The sequence below is a fragment of the Acinetobacter sp. ANC 3781 genome, assembly GCF_004331285.1.
Taxonomy (GTDB): domain Bacteria; phylum Pseudomonadota; class Gammaproteobacteria; order Pseudomonadales; family Moraxellaceae; genus Acinetobacter.
The window spans coordinates 1-16487 of the sequence record NZ_SJOH01000010.1 but is presented as its reverse complement, the minus strand read 5'-3'; the positions used below and the strand labels follow the sequence as shown (position 1 = coordinate 16487).

12 protein-coding genes are annotated in these 16487 nt (G+C 41.8%); 5 read left to right on the top strand and 7 right to left on the bottom strand.

What is annotated here, in order from left to right; genetic code table 11:
- Positions 1-228: 228 nt before the first annotated feature.
- Positions 229-750, top strand: coding sequence for a CHAP domain-containing protein (locus tag E0H89_RS08705; protein WP_131216250.1), 522 nt, complete (start codon positions 229-231; stop codon positions 748-750).
- Between the two features lie 608 nt (positions 751-1358).
- Here the strand turns inward: E0H89_RS08705 and E0H89_RS08700 are convergent.
- The 7 genes from E0H89_RS08700 to E0H89_RS08670 form a co-directional block, all read right to left on the bottom strand.
- Positions 1359-2762, bottom strand: a complete 1404-nt coding sequence (locus E0H89_RS08700; RefSeq protein WP_131216249.1) for an efflux transporter outer membrane subunit — start codon at positions 2760-2762, stop codon at positions 1359-1361.
- Between the two features lie 11 nt (positions 2763-2773).
- A complete protein-coding gene (locus E0H89_RS08695; RefSeq protein ID WP_131216369.1) occupies positions 2774-4753 on the bottom strand; it encodes a MacB family efflux pump subunit in 1980 nt (659 codons plus the stop codon).
- Positions 4754-4755: 2 nt separating this feature from the next.
- Positions 4756-6102: a MacA family efflux pump subunit gene (locus E0H89_RS08690; protein WP_131216248.1), complete on the bottom strand. Its 1347-nt coding sequence runs from the start codon at positions 6100-6102 to the stop codon at positions 4756-4758.
- Positions 6103-6305: 203 nt separating this feature from the next.
- On the bottom strand, positions 6306-7295 hold the full coding sequence (gene holA, locus E0H89_RS08685) for a DNA polymerase III subunit delta (protein ID WP_131216247.1): 990 nt from the start codon (positions 7293-7295) through the stop codon (positions 6306-6308).
- Between the two features lie 18 nt (positions 7296-7313).
- Positions 7314-7850, bottom strand: coding sequence for an LPS-assembly lipoprotein LptE (locus E0H89_RS08680; protein WP_131216246.1), 537 nt, complete (start codon positions 7848-7850; stop codon positions 7314-7316).
- A 233-nt stretch (positions 7851-8083) separates the two neighbouring features.
- Entirely contained in the window at positions 8084-10720 is a 2637-nt protein-coding gene (gene leuS, locus E0H89_RS08675; RefSeq protein ID WP_131216245.1) for a leucine--tRNA ligase, read from the bottom strand.
- 148 nt (positions 10721-10868) lie between these two features.
- The gene (locus E0H89_RS08670; RefSeq protein WP_131216244.1) at positions 10869-11246 is read right to left on the bottom strand and encodes a DUF4124 domain-containing protein; all 378 of its coding nucleotides are present in this window, start codon (positions 11244-11246) and stop codon (positions 10869-10871) included.
- A 779-nt stretch (positions 11247-12025) separates the two neighbouring features.
- Here E0H89_RS08670 and E0H89_RS08665 point away from each other — a divergent pair.
- From E0H89_RS08665 to E0H89_RS08650, 4 genes are all read left to right on the top strand, one after another.
- A complete protein-coding gene (locus E0H89_RS08665) occupies positions 12026-13753 on the top strand; it encodes an acetolactate synthase 3 large subunit (protein ID WP_131216243.1) in 1728 nt (575 codons plus the stop codon).
- A complete protein-coding gene (ilvN, locus tag E0H89_RS08660) occupies positions 13750-14241 on the top strand; it encodes an acetolactate synthase small subunit (protein ID WP_131216242.1) in 492 nt (163 codons plus the stop codon). The genes E0H89_RS08665 and ilvN overlap by 4 nt, the downstream gene beginning before the upstream one ends.
- Positions 14242-14361: 120 nt before the next feature.
- Positions 14362-15378 (top strand): ketol-acid reductoisomerase, encoded by a 1017-nt coding sequence (gene ilvC, locus E0H89_RS08655; protein ID WP_131216241.1) that lies wholly within the window; start codon positions 14362-14364, stop codon positions 15376-15378.
- Between the two features lie 100 nt (positions 15379-15478).
- Complete coding sequence (locus tag E0H89_RS08650) at positions 15479-16294, top strand: XAC2610-related protein (protein ID WP_131216240.1); 816 nt, start codon at positions 15479-15481, stop codon at positions 16292-16294.
- Positions 16295-16487 lie beyond the last annotated feature (193 nt).

Here is a 16487-nt window from a genome sequence, read left to right as displayed (position 1 = left end):
TATTTTAAGATTCATTAAAGTTTGAATGATTTAAATATGACTTTAAATTACGGGGAAGAATTACAAATATAAAAATTAACAAAAAATAATCAGTTAAGTTAATTTAAAGCGATTTATTTATATTTAATTACATTTATTGCATGAAAAATCACATTTGACAAGGTACTATCTTTGCCGTCGAAATGAGTGAAAAGCCCGAATTATAAGGGTTAGGAGTAGTTGTAAAGAATGCTGTATGATCATAATGTAAACATGAATGAAGTCTATGCTCCTGTCCAAACAAATATCGTAATTCGTTCCCAATCTGGTAACAATTCTAATAAAAATACAGAGTCCAAATCCGTTCAAGCCTTTCCGAAAAAGAACATCGTTGTAAGCAATGGGCAGCGAATTGATGTTGATAAATTCACGAATTTCTTGCAAGGTATTAGTTCATACAGTAGTTCACAAAAATGTGCCAAAAGTATCCGACTTGCTTTGGAGTCAGCAGGGGCAAGGTTCCAAAGTCATCCCGTTGCTGCCGCAGACTGGGGCAATACTTTAACGAAAATTGGCTATCGACAAATTAATCCTAAATTTGATGCTCCGAAAGAAGGCGATATTTATATTATCGATCGAACCGGAAAACATGTTTATGGACATATTGCAGGGTTTAATGGCACGCAATGGGTATCCGACTTTAAGCAAAAAAGTTATGACGTTTATAATGAAAAAGGGCTGACCTATAAATATTATCGTCCGAGTTTTTAAAGTTTTTCTATAAACATTAGATCTCTTTCATAAATCAAAAAATATTCAATATTAGATTTTTTAAATCAGCACGGCCTCATTTGATTGATTTAATTTTTTTACCTTATTGTAGGCATTCATGTCACGCTCATGACTCTAATATTTGCTAAAAATCTATTTTCGATTTTGGTTTTTAAAATGATTTATGGAAGAAGTTTATTGATTCAATAAGAAAAGCCTTCGTAGGATAATGCTGATTAGTTAATGTCCTAAAACATAAATATTTTTATATTTTAAAATATTATGCTGGAGTCTTTTCTTTATTAAGTCAAACGTTTGCAGCTCAAATGCTACTTTTCTTTCGGAATGAGCAACATTGTTGTGCAAGGTCAAACCATCTTGCGAATATGTGAAAAAACATTTTCGGCTATTCTCACCGTCAAAACTCGTTCACTACCCTCTTATGACAAATCTATCGCAGAAACAGTTTCTTTTAAGATAATCCTGACTCAAACAGTTGCGGATGACCTTTCTGTGTATCTAATAACATTTCAAGTTTAAAAATAGAAAATGCCAGTCAATTTCTTAATTGACTGGCATTGCTTCGCAGAGGCTTTTTATGGCCTGAGTTAAGGTAGCTGTTTGATTGGACTACCACCCAAGGCTTGCATCAAGGTCACATAGGCATTGTATTGACTCTGCTTGGTTTGTACCAAAGACAAACGGGCATTACGTGTGGTTTCCTGGGCATCGAGCAGGTTTTTAAGTGCAATTGCGCCGTTACGGTATCGTACTTCAGTTAATCGCTCAGTTTTCTCGGCCAGTTGTACATTACGTTCTTGTAAGGCCACCTGTTTGTTTAATTCGGTACGTGCCGAGAGTGCATTTTCAACATCTGCAAAAGCCTGATACAAGGTTTGACGGTATTGAATAATCGCTTTTTCATAATCCAGATCACTAATCGCTAAATCTTTCTTCATATCGTTATATTGCAAGAAAGGTAAGCTGAGACTGGCACCCAAAGTTAAAGCCGGATTCTGTAATAGATTGGTTAAAGAGGTACTTGAAGCACCTAAATTTCCGGTTAGATTAATTGAAGGGTAATAACTGGCTTTGGTGGAATCTTTGCTGGCCAAAGCCTTACGTAAACGTAGTTCAGCGGCCTGTAAGTCTGGGCGACGTGACAGCAAGTCTGCTGGCAAGCCGGCTGCAATGCTCGGCAAAGCTATACGCGGTAAGCGCTGCGGTTCGGCTATATTCAGTTGCTGTACAGGTTGATTCATCAAAACAGCTAAAGCCGTTCTGGTTTCCACTTTTTGCTGCTCAATCTGGCTCAACGTCGCTCTCTGGCTTTGAACAGACTGTTCAGCAGAAGTTAAATCCAGACCAGAAACCGCCCCGGCACGATACTGTATGCGCACCAGTTCATACGTCTTTTGCGTACTGGCCAGGTTTTGCTGTGCAACGGCGTAACGCTCGTTCAGATAACCCAATTGCCAGTATAAATTGGCAGTCGTTGCCACCAGACTTTGTGCAGTACTTTGCAAATCCTGTTCAGTTGCTAAAGCTTCCCATTTAGTTGCTTCAGTTTGACGAGCCAGTTTTCCGAATAAGTCCAGTTCATAGCTTACACCGCCACTTAAAGACAAGCCACGCGACGAATCATCACCTGAATTTAAGTCAATCGTATGTCCTGCCGATACGCTTGAACTGACACGTGGACCTTGCTGATTTTTTGCCAAACCAGCTTGTAAACGAGCTTGCTGCAAGTTAATCCCCGCCACTGCTAAATCACTATTGCTCGCTAAAACTTGATTAACCAGTTGATTCAGCTGAGTATCGCCAAATAAGGTCCACCATTGGTCTGCATAGACATCGGCATGCACTTGCTGACTCATGGCTTTGCTGTTCTGGAAGTTGCTAGGAATATTTACGGCAGGTTGCTCATACGGTGTTTTCACCACCGCAGCACAACCGACCAGCGAACCAGTTAAAATAAGGGCAGTGGCAAGTTTGGTAAAATTCATTTGCATTCTAAGTATCCTTATTCGCGAGAAAGTGCATCAACAGGATTGAGCTGTGCTGCATTACGGGCAGGGATAAAGCCGAAGATAATCCCGATCATGCTGGAACAGACAAAGGCTGCAATAATCGAAGTGGTTGAGTAAGCCATCTGGAAAGTACCGCCAGCAAAATGACCAATCAGCTGTCCAATCCCTAAAGATAACAGTACCCCTAAGACACCGCCTAAAATACACACCAACACCGCTTCAATCAGGAACTGCTGCAAAATGTCACTTTGACGTGCACCGACCGCCATACGCACCCCAATTTCTTGGGTTCGTTCAGTCACCGAAACCAGCATGATGTTCATGACTCCAATACCGCCCACAATCAGGGAAATCACCGCAATCGCAGAAACCAGTAAGGTCATAGTTTGCGTGGTTTGCTGAATGGTTTCACGGATACTGTCGGAGTTTTGGGTAAACACATCTTGCGCACCGTGACGTTGTACCAATAAATTTAAAATGGCATTTTCAGCGGCAGCACTTGGGTATTCATCTTTAATCCGCACAATAATGTTACGCACATTGGACTGACCCAGCATGCGGCTCATGACCGTCGAGTAGGGCAGATAAACATTTAGGCTGTCTGAGTTACCCATCATCGATTTTTGCGCTTCAATCACGCCAATAATACGACTCGGTACACTGCCCAATAAAATGACCTGACCCACCGGATTGGTGCCATCATTAAAGAAAGTATTCTTGGTGTTGTTATCAATTACAACATCCTGGGCACGTTCAGTGACTCCTTCTTTGTCAAAAGGTTGTCCGGATTCGAAGGTCATACCTTTTACATAGAAGAAATCTTCACTGACGCCATTCACGGTAGCTGAAGCTTCGGTATCTTTAAAGCGTGCAGTAACACTACTGGTGACCGACGGACTGACCCCGTCGACATAGGGTTGTTCAGCCAAAGCTTCAGCATCGGCAGGAACCAAGGTTTTGACTTGGGCTGTTTTGGAGTTGTCACCAAAACCACGTCCTTGGAATACGGTAATGGTATTGGTGCCAAGGCTACTGATATTTTCCAGAATCTGTTTCTGCGAGCCATTTCCTAGTGCCACCACTGAAACCACCGATGCAATCCCGATAATAATCCCGAGCATGGTCAGGAAGGTACGCATACGATGAGCATTCATGGCAAGCAGTGCCATGCGGAAGGCTTCGGCCAGTCGGTCGGCAGCAGAACGCCAAGACGGGGTTTTCTTTTGTGGGGTGCGGTCAAGCTGCTGCTTTTTCAGCACTTCGCCGTCCGTTTCAGGCACATTGGCCCGATCCGAAATAATATTCCCGTCACTGATTTCAATAATGCGCGAGGCATTTTTCGCCACATTATGATCGTGGGTGACTAAAATGATGGTATGACCTTTGGCATTCAGTTCACGTAAAATACGCATCACCTCAATACCACTGTTTTTATCCAATGCACCTGTTGGTTCATCGGCCAGAATCACATCACCACCGTTCATCAGGGCACGTGCAATGGAGACACGTTGCTGCTGACCACCGGAAAGCTGGCTGGGACGGTTCTGGATTTTTTCAGCCAAACCTAGGTCCGAGAGCAGTTCGGTTGAACGTTGCTGACGGGCTGAAGCATCTACACCGGCGTAAATGGCCGGAACTTCAACGTTACCTGCTGCAGTTAAATCACCGAGTAAATGATAGCGCTGGAAAATAAAACCGAAATATTCACGGCGCAGTTGCGCCAGTTCATCCGGTTCCAATTTGCGTGTTTCCCGCCCTTTAACCTGATAGCTACCCGCAGTCGGTTGATCTAGACAACCGAGGATGTTCATGAGGGTTGATTTCCCCGAACCGGATTGCCCGACAATGGCCACCAGTTCTCCGGGGTAAATCTCTAAATTAATGCCCTTCAGAATCTGAATGGTGTTTTCCCCGGCAGGGAATTCACGAGTCAGATCTGTGACCTTGAGCAAAGGTTGTTGATCTTGACTCATCATTACATTCTCATTGGGCCAGCACCACCGCCAGAACGGTTACTACTACGTTTTGCAGAATCATTCGAGGTATCGGAAGCATCTGCAATCACCACTTTGTCACCTTGTTTCAAGCCTTTAATCACTTGAGCGGTTACACGGTTATTTAAACCGACCAAGACTGGTTGCGGTTTTGCAGTACCATCGGCCTGAACCACGCGAACCATTGACATAGAGGCTTTGCCTTGTTCAATCAGTGATTTTTCTTCAGCAGACAGTTCTAAGCGTTTTGGACGTTCAGTTTTAGCTTGATCTGTATCCGTTGGTTTTTGTTCTTTAGCTTTATCTGGATTACGATCAGCACGTTTGCCTTGAGGACGGTTTGAGCTTTGTAAGGCCGCTGCAGGAACTGTTAAGGTGTTTTTTGCTTCACTGAGTACGATATAAACCTGTGCTGTCATATCAATACGTAACTTGCCATCTTCATTTGGTACATCAAATAAGGCGTTGTAATACACTGCAGAACTTGAAGATGAAGTTGAGCTGTTATTGGTTTCAGTATTAATTGAATTCGGTGCAGGTTCTACCTGGCGTAGTTTTGCATAATGTTTTTTGTCGCTATTTCCCAAGGTAGTGAAATAAACGGTTTGTCCTTCTTCAACTTTCATCACGTCGGCTTCTGAAATTTCAGCCTTAATGGTCATAGTGTCGAGTTTGGCCAATTTAACAATAGTCGGTGCACTTTGATTGGCATTTACGGTCTGACCTTCTTCGGTCACAATCGCCACAATAGTGCCATCCATAGGCGCAACAATCTGGGTGTAGCCCAAATCTTCTTTGGCCGTTGCCAAGGTTAAGCGAGATTGTTCAATTTGTGCATTAATCGCCAGAATGTCGGCTTGAGCTGTTTTATAGCTGGCCAATGCTGATTCTAATTCAGCACGTGAAGTTGCATCTTGTGCATACATAGCTTGCTGGCGTTGATATTCAGCTTGAACTTTGGCTAAGTTTGCTTGTTTGACTGCGAGTTGCGCTTGTTGATTTTTAATACTCGCTTCAGCCGTTTTAAGATCATTTTCCTGGCGAATTGAATCAATTCGAGCAATCAGTTGACCTTGTTTCACTTGGTCGCCCAATTGCACATACATTTTCTTAACCTGACCGGAAACCTGTGCACCAACGCTAACCATTTTGGTGGCTTCTAGTACACCTGTTGCAAGTACCGAGTCTTCAATATCGCCGCGGCTGACTTCGCTGGTAATGTATTGAGGGGGTTGCTCTTTAGGTTTTAAGAAATACCAGGCGGTAAAAGCGATAGCAAGAATGCAAACCACCGCGACAACGATTTTGGACGGTTTTATTTTTGGCATGGTGAGCAGGTAAATGAATAGAATTGAACAGATTATAAAAGCTAAATGAGGATAAAACGTGAATTTTTTAATAATAAATGAGAATTGTTATTGATTTCTTGGACAAATTTTTATGTGTAAACTGAACTTTTTTGATTGAAAAAGATATTAAAAGGCAAGTATTAAGTCTGAAAAACAATCAGCCAAACCGTCAGCATTTGGCTTTATTCTGAAAATAAACTTTGACCACACATGCTGCTAATGGCTTGCAAGACCAGATGTTCGGGATTCTCTTTTCCTAGCCCTTTAATGGATGCATCAATACGTAACAGCAACGAAGGCCAAGTTAAAAAGTTATTTGGGTTCAGTCGTCTTAAAGCCTGTTGATATTGACTGACCTTATTTTTCCAAATCCCGAGTTGCAAGGCATTTTGCGGTTGTTCAAACAGCTGCATCAGTAGGCGCATTTCTTTACTGATGCTCCATAAAATCAGACTCATCGGCTCACCTGAGGCAATTAAATATTGAAAAATTTTAATTGCCTGAGCCAGATTTCCGGCAAGCACGGCATCGTTTAAGTCATAAGTGGTGTAACGGGATTGATCTTGTAAACAGGAATACAAATGCTCAATCTGGATTAGATCGACATCGGCAAAAGTATCACTGACGCGCATTAAACTGTTTTTGGCTGCGAGCAAGTTGTGCTCATGATGTTGTTCAAGCCACTGCCACGCATCATTGGCGAGTTTAATCCCGAGCTTTTCTGCCTCAAGCCCTAAAATCCGTTGTCGGTCTTGTGGATAATTGGCTGTGAGAGGAACGGTCACCCCGTTGGCATCCACCACTTGGAAAAAACTTGATTTTAAGCTGCTACTGTCCTGTTTGGGCATCACCACAAGCAACAGGTTTTGTTCATTGTGCTGAATATAGCTTTTCAGTTGCTTGATGCCATTCGCATCGGGTTTAATATTGCCATGCACTTCAATGGCAAGTTGATTAGAAAAAAGCGATAAACTATTTAAAGCATTAAAGACAGTTTTCCAGTCGCTGACATTGTTAATGTCATAGCGTTGACGTTCAATTTCCTGTGTATGCCAGCTTTTTCGAAAAGCATCCAGTAAGTTTTGCTCAAGCAATGGCTCTTGACCATACATAATCCAGGCACCGCGAGCTTCATCAACACGTTTTAGTGCTTGAGGATAGTCAAGTTTCATAGCGCTTAATTTCTATTTTTAAGGTTGGGTGGTTGAAGCTGCTGGTTTGGTCACGACTTTCGGTAAACGGTTCGATGAAATCTGACGCACAATTTGCTGTGCAATATCATCAACAATAACTTGATTGAGATATTTCTGTTCTTGGTCATCGGTGTTTACGGTTGCGACATCATATTGATAGCTGCGTGAAGCGGTCAGGGTACGTGGTTCAGTCACGGGATTACCTTGCGCATCTTCAATACGGAAAGTCACGGTTAAGCGAAGCAAGGTTTCAATCAACTTACCGTTTAGTTCATGACGTTGAGGCGTGTACTCGAGTACATGTAACACATAAGCATCTGGATTGTTGCTGAGTTGTATACCGGTTGCACCCAAGTAAATGGCAAGTTTTTCGTGTAATTCTTCTGTGTTATTTGGAAGTGCTAAACTCATTTTCGAGTACGCAACAGGGGCTGTGCTCGGGTTAGTCCCTTTTAGATGAAAACCGCAACCGACTAAGCTGGCACTTAGACCCAAAGTTAATACAACTGCTGCAACACGTTGAACTAAATGCATGCTTATTCCTCTGTTTATCCCAAAGATGGGTAAATGAATTTCTGAGTTGATTGTAAAGTCAAAGCCCGTTGGCTGGCAACGGGCTTTGTTTAGCTTTTGTTTTATCTTAAATTTTAATCTCCCTTTTCCAAAGGGGGGCTTCCCAGGTTTTGAATTGGCTCTAGCCAGTACAGCTCCTCCCTTTATCAAAGGTGAGGAGCATGCTCCGCAAGGGTAGGGATTTTAAATAAGAATTAAACCACCAAGTTCACTAACTTATTTGGAACAACAATTTCTTTCTTGGTTGGACCAGTCAAGAACTGTTGAATTTCTGGTAATGCTTTTGCTTGCGCCAAGATATCATCTTTCGATGCATCGACAGACACTTCCAATTTACCACGAAGTTTACCATTGACTTGAACCACAATCGTTTGAGTATTGCGGGTTAACGCAGATTCATCAATGACAGGGAATAAAGCAGTGGTGAGCTCAATGCCAAATTCATTCAATAAGGTTTGACTTAAATGAGGCGCAAATGGCGCTAACAAAGTCAGAAGGGTGGTGATAGATTCACGTGCTACAGCAGCATCATTATCATCTTTCGCTTCAAACTTGTTGTTGGCATTTAACAGTTCCATCATCGCTGCAATAGCTGTATTAAATGCATGACGACGATCTAGGTCATCACCGACTTTTTGAATGGTTTCATGCGTTTTACGGCGTAAATCTTGTGCATCTTTTGATAAATTTGCTTTATCAATCGTGGTAGCGCTATTGCCTTGTTCAAGGAAACCTGTCGCTAAACGCCATACACGTTTCAAGAAACGGTGCGCACCTTCAACGCCTGCATCAGACCACTCTAATGATTGATCCGGCGGTGCAGCAAACATCATGAATACACGTGCAGTATCTGCGCCGTATTGATCAATAATGGCTTGCGGGTCGATACCGTTGTTTTTCGATTTCGACATTTTCTCTTGACCGCCAACCACAACTTCCTGACCGTCACCTTTATATTTTGCTGAAAGAACACGACCTTTTTCGTCTTTTTCTAACTCGATGTCTGCTGGGTTAAACCAGGTTTTCTTACCAGATTCTGCTTCACGGTAGAATGTATCTGCAAGTACCATCCCTTGAGTAAGCAAGTTGGTGAACGGCTCGTTACCTTGTACCACACCTTCATCACGCATTAATTTATGGAAGAAACGTGCGTACAGTAAATGTAGAATCGCGTGTTCAACACCACCGATGTATTGGTTCACTGGAAGCCAAGATTGTGCAGCCTCAGGTTTCACCATACCACCCGTAAAATCTGGAGATGCATAACGTGCGTAGTACCAAGAAGACTCGACAAAGGTATCCAAGGTATCTGTTTCACGACGCGCGTCTGCGCCACAGCAAGGACAAGTCGTTTCATAGAATTCAGGCATTTTGTTCAGCGGGTTACCTGAACCATCAGGAACCACGTCAGTCGGAAGAATCACCGGAAGCTGTTCTTCAGGTACAGGCACCTGACCACACGTTTCACAGTTGATCATTGGAATTGGACAACCCCAATAACGCTGACGCGACACACCCCAGTCACGTAAACGGAACTGAACTTTGGTATTTGCCAGATTTTGTGGTTCTAATTTTGCAATAAAGGCATCAAAAGCACCCTGGAAATCTAAACCGTCAAACTCATCCGAGTTAACCAGTTTACCTTCTTTAGAACCGTACCATTCTTGCCATTGGGTTGAGTCAAAGTCTGCATCGTCTGCGCCTTTGGCATCAATCACTTGCTTGATGGTTAAACCGTATTTATTGGCAAATTCGAAGTCACGTTCATCGTGTGCTGGAACTGCCATTACCGCGCCTGAACCGTATGACATCAATACATAGTTAGCAATCCACACTGGAACAGCTTCACCCGTTACAGGATGCTTAACAGAAAGACCTGTTGCCATGCCTTTTTTCTCGGCAGTCGCAAGATCTGCTTCGGCAACAGAACCCATACGGCATTCTTCAATGAATGCAGCCAATTCAGGGTTGCCTGCTTCTGATTGGAGAGCAGCAGCTTTCAGTGCCATTGGATGTTCAGCGGCAACCGCAACATAAGTTACACCCATCAAGGTATCGCCACGTGTGGTATAAACCGTTAAATCATCGGCATAGATTTCTGGATTTGCTGACGGGAAAGTGATTTCCATACCTTGAGAGCGACCGATCCAGTTACGCTGCATGGTCAACACTTGTTGAGGCCAGCCGTCTTTAAGTGAATCTAAATCGTCTAGTAATTCTTGTGCATAATCGGTAATGCGGAAGTAATACATTGGAATATCACGTTTTTCAACCAATGCACCTGAACGCCAGCCGCGACCATTTTCAACCTGTTCATTCGCCAAAACAGTTTGATCAACCGGATCCCAGTTCACTGTTGAAAGTTTGCGATAAATCAAACCTTTCTTATAGAGCTGTACGAATAACCATTGTTCCCAGTGGTAATACTCTGGCGTACAGGTTGCAAATTCGCGATCCCAATCCACGGAAAGGCCAAGCTTTTTCAATTGATCGCGCATGTATGCAATATTTTCAAAAGTCCATTTTGCAGGAGCAACCTGATGGGCAATGGCTGCGTTTTCTGCAGGTAAACCGAACGCATCCCAACCCATTGGTTGCAGTACAGTTTCCCCTTTTAAACGGTGGAAACGGCTGATCACGTCACCAATGGTATAGTTACGCACATGACCCATATGCAGCTTGCCACTTGGATAGGGGAACATCGAGAGGATATAACGATGTGGACCTTCTACAGTGTCGGCAACTTTAAAGGCTTTGCGAGTTTCCCAGTCTTGTTGGACATTTGGCTCAATCGCACTAGCTTGATATTCAGGGTCAATGTGAGTAGTCATAAACGTAATTAAGAACAACGGTTAAAAGTTTGTTGCACAGCATAGCGCAAAATGCACCTAAAAGTGAATTTTGCGGCGATGGATAAATAAGAAAAATATTGAAGTTTTTGGATAAATATTAGCGGGTGAATTTATATAGCCAAATCGGTCATCGTGCCGAAGGTGCTGAAGTGTCAGTTGACGTTGGAGTAGATATTGGGGTAGGTGCTTGGATAACTGGAGTTGTAGTGGGTGGCGGTAAAACAATAACTTTTTCGCCTGACACTATGGTGGTGTTTTGAGTCGGCTGTTCTATGGTCTTGATATTTTCAGGTGCCGATTGGCTAGGCGTTGAAGAACGAGTAACACCATAGGTATCCACTTTCCCTTTTTTCTTGGCCGATTTTGGTGGAGGAGAGGTGGTATAGTGCGTAGAGCCTTTGGCATCGACCCATTTATAATATTCTTTGGCAAAACCAGTGGTGGAGCTTAGACTGAAGGTAACGCATGCAGCCATGAATCCAGTTTTAATGAAAGATGATGACATAATGAATAAGTTCCTAGAATAATCAGTCAGTTATAAAGTATAAAATATAGTCATATTCTATGTGTTCTATTTTATATGATTTTCATTTAATTGCAGAAAAAAAAGATAAGCTGATGAATGATATGGGTTGTTGAGTTCTGCACGAACATATTCTATTTTGGCAGTAATTTTTTAAATATAAGACTGTTCTATGTTGATTGATTTATGCTCTTTTGAGTACTGTGGCTAATATAAAAATAAAGACAAAATATTAGGTAAATGACAGCATTACTTTAAATTTTTATCAATGAGAAGGAATCTGCAAAGCAATAACACATTAAAATTATTTATTTAATTTATAATATTTTTTTATTACAAAGTGATTGGTTTTTCTCATTAAATCTGCAATAAACAAATAAACTGTAAAATCATGCATAAAGCTTAAAAAATAGACGGTCTGTAAATAATCAAGAAAAAGCTAATTTTTAAACTTGACTTTAATAGTCGAAACCACAAAAATGCTGACTGTAGTTTTATATGCGTTGATTTGATCACCCTTCGAATCAGCGTCATTTTAGCAGTGGACTTCCTCTCTAGCCGAGAAGTTGAACAAAGCCAACAAAATGTGTTTATCCCAACATGTTTTAGACCTCATATTGCTCAAACAGCAGTCAGGTCAGATTTTTTTCCTATTGCTATGAAAACTATGAAATTTGTGTGCTATAACAGTGCAGACAGTTAATGAATTAACCACTACAAATGCCCTCCATTTGTTAGTGAAAAGATTAGGGTGAATCACGTTGGAACTTTTATCTGGTGGTGAAATGCTCGTTCGCGCATTGGCGGACGAAGGCGTTGAACATTTATTTGGATACCCAGGCGGCGCAGTACTACATATTTACGATGCGCTCTTTCAACAAGACAAAATCAATCATTACCTCGTGCGTCATGAGCAAGCTGCTGGTCACATGGCAGATGCCTATTCACGTGTAACAGGTAAAACTGGTGTCGTTCTCGTTACATCAGGTCCAGGTGCAACTAATACAGTAACGCCTATTGCAACCGCATATATGGACTCAATCCCGATGGTGATTTTGTCTGGTCAGGTTGCAACACATCTAATTGGTGAAGATGCATTCCAAGAAACAGACATGGTTGGTGTTTCTCGTCCAATCGTGAAACATAGTTTCCAAGTGCGTCATGCCAGTGAAATTCCTGGAATTATTAAAAAAGCATTCTATATCGCCTCTTCAGGTCGTCCAGGTCCTGTGGTTGTTGATATTCCTAAGGATGCAACCAATCCTGCAGAAAAATTTGCTTACGAATATCCTGAAAAAGTGAAGATGCGTTCGTATCAACCACCGCATCGTGGTCACTCGGGTCAAATCCGTAAAGCGATTGAAGAATTGATTAGTGCTGAACGTCCAGTCATCTATAGTGGTGGCGGTGTGGTACAGGGTAATGCATCTGAGTTACTTACCGAGCTTGCACATCTTCTAAACTTCCCGGTAACCAATACCCTTATGGGCTTAGGTGCGTTTCCGGGTAATGATGAGCAGTTTATTGGTATGCTGGGCATGCACGGCACCTATGAAGCCAACATGACCATGCACAATGCAGATGTAATTTTGTGTATCGGTGCGCGTTTTGATGACCGCGTAACCAACAATCCAGCAAAATTCTGTCCAAATGCTAAAGTGATTCATATTGATATCGACCCAGCGACGATTTCAAAAACCATCATGGCGCATATTCCAATCGTGGGTGCAGTAGAACCTGTACTTCAAGAGATGTTGGTTCAATTGAAACAAATGAATGTTTCTAAGCCAAATCCTGAAGCGATTGCTGCATGGTGGTCTCAAATCAATGAATGGCGCAAAGTCCATGGCTTACGTTATGAAGCGGGCGTTGACGGTGTAATGAAACCACAACAAGTGGTTGAGGCACTTGATCGCGTCACCAACAGTGAAGCCATCATTACTTCAGACGTAGGTCAGCATCAAATGTTTGGTGCAAACTACTATACATACAAACGTCCACGTCAATGGATCAACTCAGGCGGTTTAGGCACTATGGGTGTGGGCTTGCCTTATGCCATGGCAGCGAAACTCGCATTCCCGGATCAGCAAGTGGTGTGTATTACTGGTGAAGCCTCGATTCAGATGTGTATCCAGGAATTATCGACATGTAAGCAATATGGCTTAAATGTAAAAATCCTCTGCTTGAATAACCGTGCCCTAGGTATGGTGAAACAGTGGCAGGATATGAACTACGAAGGTCGTCATTCAAGCTCTTATGTTGATTCATTGCCAGATTTTGCCAAATTGATGGAAGCATACGGTCACGTCGGTATTCAAATTGACCATGCAGATGAGCTTGAGTCTAAGCTTGCAGAAGCAATGGCAATCAATGATAAATGCGTATTCATCAATGTTATGGTTGATCGTTCAGAGCATGTGTATCCAATGCTGGTTGCTGGTCAGTCTATGAAAGATATGTGGTTAGGAAAAGGAGAGCGCACAAAATGAGACACATAATTTCTGTACTCGTTGAAAACGAAGCTGGTGCGCTTTCTCGCTTGGTGGGTTTATTTTCTCAACGTGGTTATAACATTGAGACTTTGAACGTTGCACCGACTGAAGATCCAACCATGTCGCGTTTGACTCTGACTACGTATGGTGATGATCATAAAATTGAACAAATCACTAAACAGCTCAACAAGCTGGTTGAAGTTGTAAAGGTTGTAGATTTGTCGGAAGGTGCACATATTGAGCGTGAACTGATGTTGATTAAAGTGAAATCACTTGGATCAGCACGTGCAGAGATCAAACGTACGGCAGACATTTTCCGCGCTCAAGTTGTCGATGTAACACCGACAACCTATACCATTCAAATTGCGGGAACCACTGAAAAGCTAGATGGTTTTATTGATGCTCTAGCGGAAAATACCATTCTTGAAGTGGTACGCTCTGGCGTTTCAGGTATCGCACGCGGCGAAAAAGTTTTAACTATTTAACAGATTTTAATTTTATTCACACATTCTGCTCATCTCGTAGATGAGGTTCTAAGCCAATGAATACCAATAACATCATTGGCTTGGATAAAAGGAAACAAAAGCATTTAAGCGGAGACAGCAATGCAAATTTTTTACGATAAAGACTGTGACTTATCTATCATCCAAGGCAAAAAAGTAGCGATCATCGGTTACGGTTCACAAGGTCATGCACATGCGCTTAACCTTAAAGACTCTGGCGTTGACGTAACTGTAGGCTTACGTGCTAACTCTACTTCTTGGAAAAAAGCTGAGAATTCAGGTCTTAAAGTTGCTGAAGTTCCTGCTGCTGTAGCGCAAGCTGACGTAGTAATGATCTTGACTCCAGATGAATTCCAGTCACAACTTTACCGTGACGTGATTGAGCCAAACATCAAGCAAGGCGCGACTTTAGCATTTGCTCATGGTTTCTCTATTCTTTACAACCAAGTTGTGCCACGTGCTGACTTAGACGTAATCATGGTTGCTCCAAAAGCACCAGGTCACACGGTACGTTCTGAATACCAACGTGGTTCAGGTGTGCCTGACTTAATCGCGATTCACCAAGATGCGTCTGGTAATGCACGTAACGTTGCGCTTTCTTACGCTTCAGGCGTGGGTGGTGGTCGTACAGGTATCATCGAAACTTCATTCCGTGAAGAAACTGAAACTGACCTTTTCGGTGAGCAAGCAGTTCTTTGTGGTGGTGCGGTTGAATTGGTTAAAATGGGCTTCGAAACTTTGGTTGAAGCTGGTTATGCGCCTGAAATGGCTTACTTTGAATGTCTACATGAACTTAAATTGATCGTTGACTTGATGTTCGAAGGCGGGATCGCGGACATGAACTATTCAGTATCTAACAATGCTGAATATGGCGAATACGTAACCGGTACTGAAGTAATCAACGAACAGTCTCGTGAAGCGATGCGTAATGCGCTTAAACGTATCCAGTCTGGTGAATATGCGAAAATGTTCATCCAAGAAGGTGCGTTGAACTACCCATCTATGACTGCACGTCGTCGTCAAAACGCGGCTCACGGTATTGAAGTAACGGGTAACAAACTTCGTTCTATGATGCCTTGGATTCAAGCAAACAAAATCGTAGACAAAGAGAAAAACTAAATTTTCTTTCTGTTTCAAAGATACAAAAAGGCCGCTCAATTGAGCGGTTTTTTTGTGATACAGTACTCATAATCGTCTGCATTATTGAGTGTGCTGAACAATGAAAACTAAGTTATTGCTTTGTATTGCTGCGTTGGCTTTTTCCAATCTCAGTACTGCTGAAATAGTTTTAAATGCTCCAGAATACAAACCACTCAATAGCGTTCGTGTTTCCATGCAACGCATGTTGCGTTCAAGTGAGGGAAGATATTTCCTCAGCTTATATGCAGGTGTTTGGAATCCACATGCCACGCTATATGACCTTGTTGAAGAGCAGACAATCAATTTAAAAGGAACGCAAAAAGGAGATCAGCTGAATTTAAAATCCGTTGATGCTGATTCTGAAAATAGAACCAATAAGACTTATCAATTATCAGGGATACTCAATGCCAATAGCGGTGATCTTAAGGCGATGTTGGCTGATGGTGAGGATACTTCGGAAAAATCTATTCAATTTGAGCCTGCAATAAAAGTTTCTGATAAACCTAATTTCATTTTTAAATTTTATGGTCTAGAAGATATTAACCAGCCCTATGGTTCATTACTCAAACGTTTAGATATAGTGAATAAAAATAATAATAATGTTGTACAAACTCTGACGGGATTTACCGCCTTCCCGAAAAGTATCGGTTATATGGATGTTAATTTTGATGGATATTACGACATCGTTTTATCCGATATTTCAGAGGAACACACTATTCAGGATAAGCGTTATATTTACTGGATGTATAATCCTAAAACTCAACAGTTTCAGCGCTCACCACAACTTGAAAAAATTGTAGGATTTCCAAAATTACATGGAGAAAAACAACAAATTGATTTTGGGGAGGGGCAGTTATATCAAGTAAAAAATGGCTTATTGAATCGAATGGAATGAGCGGAAATTTTTAACAGTTTAATAGAGAAAATGGATTTAAATCAAATTAAGTGTTTAATCTAAATAATTTATAATATTAAGTTTTATATAAAGCAGATTGAAAATTCATTTATATCAAAAACATTGGTTTTAAAAATTTAATCATTTAGAATGATTGCTTGCTCTTCCAGGCTTATATAAATAATAAAATAGT